Here is an 8,218-nt window from a genome sequence, read left to right on the forward strand (position 1 = left end):
TAAGAGACAGGCCCCAGTCGCACCGCGCGTCAGGGGCGCGCGGCGAGCGGGCGGGGCGCGGCGAGCACGCCGCACGCCCCGGCCGCCGCACGGGCGGGCACCACGCCGCGCGGCACCAGCGGCCCGGGGCCCACCAGCCCGGCCGTACGCCGCATCACGCGCGGCCCCACGAGCCCGCCGCGTCGCCCGCGCGCCCGGGGCCCCACAAGCCGCCCCGCAAGCCGGTAGGCCAGGCGCCCGATCCGGTGAAGCAGCCCCCGGCGGGGAGGCCCGGCAAGCCCGGCAAGCCCGGCGCGCCCGCGAAGCCCACCGAGCCCGGCCCCGACCGCCCCCAGAACCCCGGCAACGGCAACGGCAACGGCAACACCAAGCCCCCGGCGAACGAGCCCGAGACCCCGGTGTGGGGCCCGAGCACCCCCGGCGGCATCAACTGGCAGGCCATCCCGCAGTTCCGCAGCAGGGTGTCATGAGCGGCAGACCGCTGAAGCTGCCCCGGCCGCGCGGCCGCGGACTCCCGGCCACGGGAAAGAGCGGCAGAAGGCCCCGCTTCCGGGGGCGCCTCAAGATGCGCGCCCGCACCCGGATGGCCTTCGCGCTGGCCACGCTGCTCGCACTGGTCTGCGCCCTGCTGCTGGACGGCTATCTGTACGCCGAGATCGGCAACGACGCCCGGGTGCACGCCTCACGTTCGTACCGCAGCGTCCCCGAGCGGCTGCGCAGCGGCGGGCCGGTCATCACTTTCGACCGGAAGGGGAGGGCGACCGAGCACTCCATCCCCGCCAAGACCATCGCCCTGACCTTCGACGACGGCCCGGATCCGCGCTGGACCCCGGAGATCCTCGCCGTGCTGCACAAGCACCGCGTCCCGGGGACGTTCTTCGTACTGGGCCAGATGGTGGTCCGTCACCCGGGGCTGGTGCGCGAGATGGTGGCCGCCGGGCATGAGATCGGCGTCCACACCTTCTCCCATGTCGACCTGTCCTACCAGGACAAGCACCGGATGAACCGCGAACTGGCCCAGTCACAGCTGGCGCTGGCGGGCGCGGCGGGCGTCACCAGCTCGCTGTTCCGGGCCCCGTACGCCTCGGAGGTCTCCGCGCTGGACGACCGCACCTGGCCGGTCCAGCAGCATGTGGGCGCCAAGGGCTACGTCAGCGCGTTCGTGGACACCGACAGCGAGGACTGGCGGCGGCCCCCGGTCAAGGAGATCGTCCAGAACGCCACCCCGCGCGGCACGAAGGGCGCGTCCGTGCTCTTCCACGACGCGGGCGGCAACCGCGCGCGGACCGTGCAGGCGCTGGAGCGCTACATCGACCGGATGGCGGCGCGCGGCTACTCCTTCACCACCATCACCGGCGCGCTCCACGCCAAGAGCGCCAACCATCCCGCCCCGGCCCTGCGGGTGTGGGAGGGCCGGACGCTGATCTGGGCCGCGCTGGCCACCCAGCACGCGCTGCCGGTGCTCATCGGGATGCTGGGGGTCGTCGGGATCGCCGTGTTCGGGCGGCTGCTGCTGATGCTGGGGCTCGCCTGGTGGCACCGCCGCACCCGGGACCGGCGCCGCTACACGCTGGTGCAGGAGGTGACCGATCCGGTGAGCGTCATCGTGCCCGCGTACAACGAGAAGGAGTGCATCGCCCACACCCTGAACTCCCTGTCCGCCTCCACCCATCCGATCGAGATCCTGGTGGTGGACGACGGTTCCACTGACGGTACGGCGGACATCGTGGAGGCGATGGGGCTGCCCAACGTACGCGTACTGCGCCAGCCCAACGCGGGCAAGCCCGCCGCGCTGAACAACGGCATCGCGAACGCCCGCCACGAGCTGATCGTGATGATGGACGGCGACACCGTCTTCGAGCCCACCACCATCCGCGAGCTGGTCCGTCCCTTCGCCGACCCCCGGGTCGGCGCGGTCGCGGGCAACGCCAAGGTCGGCAACCGGCGCAGGCTGATCGGCGCCTGGCAGCACATCGAGTACGTGATGGGCTTCAACCTCGACCGGCGGATGTACGACCTGCTGCGCTGCATGCCGACCATCCCCGGCGCGATCGGCGCCTTCCGCCGCCGCGCGCTGCTGGACGCCGGGGGCATGAGCGCCGACACCCTGGCCGAGGACACCGACATCACCATCGCGCTGCACCGGGCCGGGTGGTGGGTGGTGTACCAGGAGCACGCCCGCGCCTGGACCGAGGCGCCGGGCACGCTGGGCCAGTTGTGGAAGCAGCGCTACCGCTGGAGCTACGGCACCATGCAGGCGCTGTGGAAGCACCGCCGCTCGCTGATCGACCGGGGCCCTTCGGGGCGGTTCGGGCGGGTGGGGATGCCGCTGGTGGTGCTCTTCCAGATCGTCACGCCGCTGTTCGCGCCGCTGATCGACCTGTTCACGCTGTACGGGGTGATCTTCGTGGACCCGGTGCGCTCCCTCGCGGCGTGGTGCGCGCTGCTGCTCGTACAGCTGCTGGGGGCGGCGTACGCCTTCCGGCTGGACCGGGAGCGGTACCGGGCGCTGGCCGTCCTGCCGCTCCAGCAGATCGTCTACCGCCAGCTGATGTATCTGGTGCTGCTGCATTCGTGCGTGACGGCGGCCACCGGCGCCCTGCTGCCCTGGCAGAAGCTCAAGCGCACCGGTGAGGTGGAGGCCCCGCGCACCGCCGAGACCGTACGGTGACCCACCTCACCGGTGCGCCCTCGGCGGCGCGGGAAGACGACGCCGCAGGACAGCGCTGTCCTGGACGGAGGTGTCACGATGACCGAAGAGAGCTACCGGACCGAGCACGACTCCATGGGTGAGGTACGGGTCCCCGCCCACGCCAAATGGCGCGCCCAGACCCAGCGCGCGGTGGAGAACTTCCCCATCAGCGGGCAGCGCCTGGAGCGGGCGCACATTGAGGCGCTGGCCCGGATCAAGGCCGCGGCTGCGCTGGTCAACGCCGAGCTGGGCGTGGTGGAGAAGGACATGGCGGCGGCGATCGCGGAGGCGGCCGCGGAGGTCGCCGGGGGCCGCTGGGACGACCACTTCCCGGTGGACGTGTTCCAGACCGGCTCCGGCACCTCGTCCAACATGAACACCAACGAGGTGCTGGCCACGCTCGCCACCGAGCGGCTCGGCCGCCCGGTGCACCCCAACGACCATGTGAACGCGAGCCAGTCCTCCAACGACGTCTTCCCGTCCTCCATCCACGTCGCCGCCACCGCCGCCGTCACCGCCGACCTCATCCCGGCGCTGGAGCACCTGGCGGCGGCGCTGGAGCGCAAGGAGGCCGAGTTCGCCGAGGTGGTCAAGGCGGGGCGTACCCATCTGATGGACGCCACCCCGGTGACGCTGGGCCAGGAGTTCGGCGGCTACGCGGCGCAGGTGCGGTACGGGGCGGAGCGGCTGCGCGCCTCGCTCCCCCGGCTGGCGGAACTGCCGCTGGGCGGCACCGCCGTGGGCACCGGCATCAACACCCCGCCCGGCTTCCCGGCCGCCGTCATCGCCGAGCTGGCGCGGGCCACCGGGCTGCCGCTGACCGAGGCCCGGAACCACTTCGAGGCGCAGGGCGCCCGGGACGGGCTGGTGGAGACGTCCGGTCAGCTGCGGACCATCGCGGTCGGCCTCACCAAGATCGCCAACGATCTGCGCTGGATGGCGTCCGGTCCGCGCACCGGACTCGCCGAGATCGCGCTGCCCGACCTCCAGCCCGGTTCGTCGATCATGCCGGGGAAGGTCAACCCGGTGATCCCCGAGGCGGTCCTGATGGTCGCGGCCCAGGTCACCGGCAATGACACGACCGTCGCCACAGCCGGGGCCGCCGGGAACTTCGAGCTGAACGTGATGCTCCCGGTGATCGCCAAGAATCTGCTGGAGTCGATCCGGCTGCTGACCAGCGCCTCCCGGCTGCTGGCGGACCGCACCATCGACGGGATCACCGCCGACGCGGAGCGCGCCCGGGAGTACGCCGAGTCCTCGCCGTCCGTCGTCACCCCGCTCAACCGCTACCTCGGCTACGAGGAGGCCGCGAAGGTCGCCAAGAAGTCCCTGGCGGAGCGGAAGACCATCCGCGAGGTGGTGCTGGAGTCGGGCTACGTGGAGCGCGGGCTGCTGACCCGGGAGCAGTTGGACGAGGCGCTGGACGTGCTGCGGATGACGCGTCCGTAAGCCCCTGTTGTACTGTGCGTGCGGCATAGGTCACGGCACGGCGGCCCGGTCGCACCTAAGATCTGCTCATGACAGCGGACATCGTGGAGACGACGGGAACGGCGGGCGGCGCCCGATGGGCGCCAGGGGACCACATCCTCTGGCGTTATCGCGCCAACGCCTCCGACGCCATCCACATCTGCCGTCCGGTGACCGTCGTCCGGGACACCCCGGACGTGCTGGCCGTCTGGCTCGCGCCCGGTACGGCGTGCGTCAAGCCGCAGCTCGCCGACGGTACGCAGGTGCACCGCGAGCCGCTGTCCACGCGCTACACCAAGCCGCGCACCACCGCGCTGTCCCAGTGGTTCGGCACCGGGGTGCTCAAGCTCGCCCGGCCCGGTGAGCCCTGGTCGGTGTGGCTGTTCTGGGATCCGGGCTGGCAGTTCAAGAACTGGTACGTGAACCTGGAGGAGCCGCTGGCCCGCTGGAGCGGCGGGGTGGACTCCGAGGACCACTTCCTGGACATCGCGGTCTACCCGGACCGCAGCTGGGAATGGAAGGACGAGGACGAGTTCGGGCAGGCGCAGCGGGCCGGTCTGATGCCCGGTGAGCAGGCCGAGCGGGTACGGGCGGCGGGCCGGGCCGCCGTGCGGCTCATCGAATCCTGGGACGCGCCGTTCCGGGAGGGGTGGGAGGAGTGGCGTCCGGACCCGTCGTGGACGGTACCCGTCCTCCCGGCGGACTGGGACCGTATCGACAGGGGGCGTACGTCCGCGCACTCAAGGTCCTGAACCTCTTGCTGTGTCCCGGTGTTTCAAACGTAGGATCGTCGTCCGGAACACTGCACATGCGGGAAACAGGACAGAGGCGCAACTCACGGACGATGCGCACGAACTGACGCAATGTCACAGGAGGGGCGGGAGTCGTGAGCGGTGAGGACGACTACGGCGACGGCTATGCGGGTTATGCGGACTTCGACCGCCTGGCGCTCGACCGCAGCGGTCAGGCAGAGGCGTTCGACGCGATAGGCGAGCGCTACGACGACGCCTTCCCCCATAAGGAAGGCCAGGTCACGGCCGGTCAGTGGCTGGCCGAAACGCTTCCGCCCGGCTCCCGCGTGCTCGACGTCGGCTGCGGTACGGGGCTGCCCACGGCCCATCAGCTGACCGCGGCCGGGCACCGGGTGACCGGCATCGACATCTCCCCCGGGATGCTGAAGCTGGCCCGGGACAATGTGCCGGGTGCCGACTTCCAGCAGGTGGACATCGTCGACCTGCGGGTGGGCGGCCGCTACGGCCCCGGGGGCTCCCGGGAGCTGGGCCCGTTCGACGGCATCGCCGCGTACTTCTCGCTGCTGCTGCTGCCCCGCCCGGAGATCCCGTACGCGCTGCGCGCCCTGCACGCCGTGCTGAGACCCGGGGGGCTGCTGGGCCTTGGCATGGTCGAGGCGGACGTCGACGACTTCGCCATCCCGTTCCTCGGCAACTCGGTCCGGGTATCCGGTTATCTGCGGGACGAACTTCGACAGGTCGTACGCGATGCGGGCTTCGAGATCGCCGGGGAGGACTCGCACGCGTACGCCCCGGCCAGCACGGACGTACCACCCGAGATCCAGCTCTATCTGAACTGCCGACGACGTGCCTGACACTCGGTGCGCCCCCGACGAGACGGGGGCGCACGGCCCCGGACGGATGGAAACCCACGCGTGACGGAGCACCCCACCTCCCACAACAGGCGACAGGCTGCCAGCACTGCCGCCGCCTCGGGCACGCCCGAGGACGCGCACGGCGCGGTCCCGGACCCGCGGACCGCCGTGCGGCAGACGGCCGCCCCCGGCCAGGAGCCGGGCGGCGGCCGGCCGCGTCCCGCCTTCCCGGCGGACGGCCCGGCGGCCGCCCCGGACTCCGGCGACGCCCCGGCCCCCGAGCCGGACGGAGCCGCCGAGGGAGACGCCCGGCCACGGCGCCGCGGCCGAGGCGCCGCGAAGCCCGCACCACGCGGCGGCGGGGGAACGCCGCGCGGCGGCGGCACGGCGAAGCGCGCCGGTGGCGGGACGCAGCGCCGGACCACGGCGGAGAGCGAGCAGCCGGAGCACGGCACACCGGAGGGCGAACCTGTGTGGGACGCGGACCGCAATGCCGCCAGAGGCGCGGCGAGCCGACCCGGGGCCCGGGACGACGCCCCCAGCAGCGCGGCGGGCGGACACCCGGCCCCGGCGCGGCCGGGCGTGAACGAGGCCGCGACCGCGGCTGAGGTGGCGTACAGCGCCCCCGAGGGCGGAATGCCCGCCGTGCCGCCCTCGAACGCGCCGGGCGCCGACGGCACCGCCGCCCTGCGGGACCGCAGCGGGGACCGGCTGCGGTTCGTCGGGGCGGCGACGCGGCGCATCGCGCGCGGCATCGACCTCGACGAGATCGTGCTCGGCCTGTGCCGGGCCACCGTGCCCACCTTCGCCGACGCGATCCTGGTCTATCTGCGCGATCCGCTGCCGGTCGGCGACGAGCGCCCGGTGGGCCCGGTGGTGCTGCGGCTGCGCCGCACCGACCGGATCCCGATGGACGCGGACACCGAGAGCGGACGGCTGCCGCTGATGTCCTCGCAGTCCGACCTCGCGCCCGCCGTGGGCGGCGGCCCCGCGGCCGAGCTGTGCGAGGTGGAGGCGGGCGGTCCGCTGGCCGAGGTGCTGCGCGGGGTGCGGCCGGTGTTCGGCGACTCGCAGGCCGCCCGCGCCGCGCTGCCCGAACTCCTCGGTGAGGGACCGTCGGTGGCGACCGGCCAGCGCACCGTGCTGGCCCCGCTGCGCGGCCGCCGCCGGGTGATCGGCGCGGCCGTCTTCGTACGCCGCCCGGACCGGCCGCCGTTCGAGCCGGACGATCTGCTGGTCGCGGCCCAGCTGGCCACCCACACCGCGCTCGGCGTCGACAAGGCGGTGCTGTACGGACGCGAGGTCTACATCGCGGACGAGCTGCAGCGCACCATGCTGCCCGACTCGCTGCCGCAGCCCACCGGTGTCCGGCTGGCCAGCCGCTATCTGCCCGCCGCCGAGACCGCGCGGGTCGGCGGCGACTGGTACGACGCGATCCCGCTGCCCGGCAACCGGGTCGCGCTGGTGGTCGGCGACGTCATGGGCCACTCCATGACCTCGGCCGCGATCATGGGCCAGCTGCGCACCACCGCCCAGACCCTGGCCGGTCTCGACCTGCCGCCGCAGGAGGTGCTGCACCACCTCGACGAGCAGGCCCAGCGGCTCGGCACCGACCGCATGGCCACCTGCCTGTACGCGGTCTACGACCCGGTCGCGCACCGCATCGTGGTCGCCAACGCGGGCCATCCGCCGCCGCTGCTGCTGCACCGGGGCGGCCGCGCCGAGGTGCTGCGGGTGCCGCCGGGGGCGCCGATCGGGGTCGGCGGCGTCGACTTCGAGGCGGTCGAGCTGGACGCGCCCGCCGGGGCCACCCTGATGCTCTACACGGACGGCCTGGTCGAGTCGCGGATGCGCGACGTATGGACCGGCATCGAGCAGCTGCGCGAGCGGCTGACCGCCACCGCCCGGCTCACCGGCCCCAACCCGCCGCCGCTGGAGCCGCTGTGCGACGAGGTGCTCGACATGCTCGGGCCCGGCGACCGCGACGACGACGTGGCGCTGCTCGCGGCCCGCTTCGAGGGCATCGCGCCCAGCGACGTCGCGTACTGGTTCCTCGACCCGAAGGCCCAGACCGCCGGGCAGGCCCGCCGCCTGGCCCGCCGGGCGCTGGCCCGCTGGGACCTGGAGGATCTGACGGACGCGGTGGAGCTGCTGGTCAGCGAGGTGGTCACCAACGCCGTGCGGTACGCGGAGCGGCCCATCACCCTGCGGCTGCTCCGCACCGACGTGCTGCGCTGCGAGGTCGGCGACGACGTACCGCAGCTGCCCCGGCTGCGCCAGGCGCGCCCCTCCGACGAGGGCGGGCGAGGGCTGTACCTGGTCAACCGGATGGCGCGCCGCTGGGGCGCGACCCGGCTGTCCACGGGCAAGGTCGTCTGGTTCGAACTGGCCATGCCGTAGAGGCGCGTTGGACACGAGAACGGCCGCCCGGCACCGAGAAGGTGCCGGGCCTG

At 73.4% G+C, this 8,218-nt stretch carries 5 protein-coding genes and 1 pseudogene; all 6 read left to right on the top strand.

Annotated features, from left to right (window positions below; all coding sequences use genetic code 11):
- Positions 1-470 (top strand): annotated as a pseudogene (locus ACFV9T_RS42155) (hypothetical protein); the annotation flags it as partial.
- Positions 467-2,671, top strand: coding sequence for a bifunctional polysaccharide deacetylase/glycosyltransferase family 2 protein (locus ACFV9T_RS42160; protein ID WP_385449056.1), 2,205 nt, complete (start codon positions 467-469; stop codon positions 2,669-2,671). The pseudogene ACFV9T_RS42155 and the gene ACFV9T_RS42160, both read left to right, overlap by 4 nt.
- A gap of 78 nt (positions 2,672-2,749) precedes the next feature.
- Positions 2,750-4,141: a class II fumarate hydratase gene (locus ACFV9T_RS42165; RefSeq protein WP_385449058.1), complete on the top strand. Its 1,392-nt coding sequence runs from the start codon at positions 2,750-2,752 to the stop codon at positions 4,139-4,141.
- A 68-nt stretch (positions 4,142-4,209) separates the two neighbouring features.
- Entirely contained in the window at positions 4,210-4,911 is a 702-nt protein-coding gene (locus ACFV9T_RS42170; protein WP_385449061.1) for a DUF402 domain-containing protein, read from the top strand.
- Positions 4,912-5,045: 134 nt separating this feature from the next.
- Positions 5,046-5,765, top strand: a complete 720-nt coding sequence (locus ACFV9T_RS42175) for a class I SAM-dependent methyltransferase (protein WP_385449063.1) — start codon at positions 5,046-5,048, stop codon at positions 5,763-5,765.
- Positions 5,766-5,933: 168 nt separating this feature from the next.
- Positions 5,934-8,165 carry a SpoIIE family protein phosphatase gene (locus tag ACFV9T_RS42180; protein ID WP_385449065.1) on the top strand — a complete coding sequence of 744 codons (2,232 nt, stop codon included), beginning with the start codon at positions 5,934-5,936 and terminating at the stop codon, positions 8,163-8,165.
- Positions 8,166-8,218: the final 53 nt, after the last annotated feature.

The organism is Streptomyces sp. NPDC059850, from assembly GCF_042731515.1.
Taxonomy (GTDB): domain Bacteria; phylum Actinomycetota; class Actinomycetes; order Streptomycetales; family Streptomycetaceae; genus Streptomyces.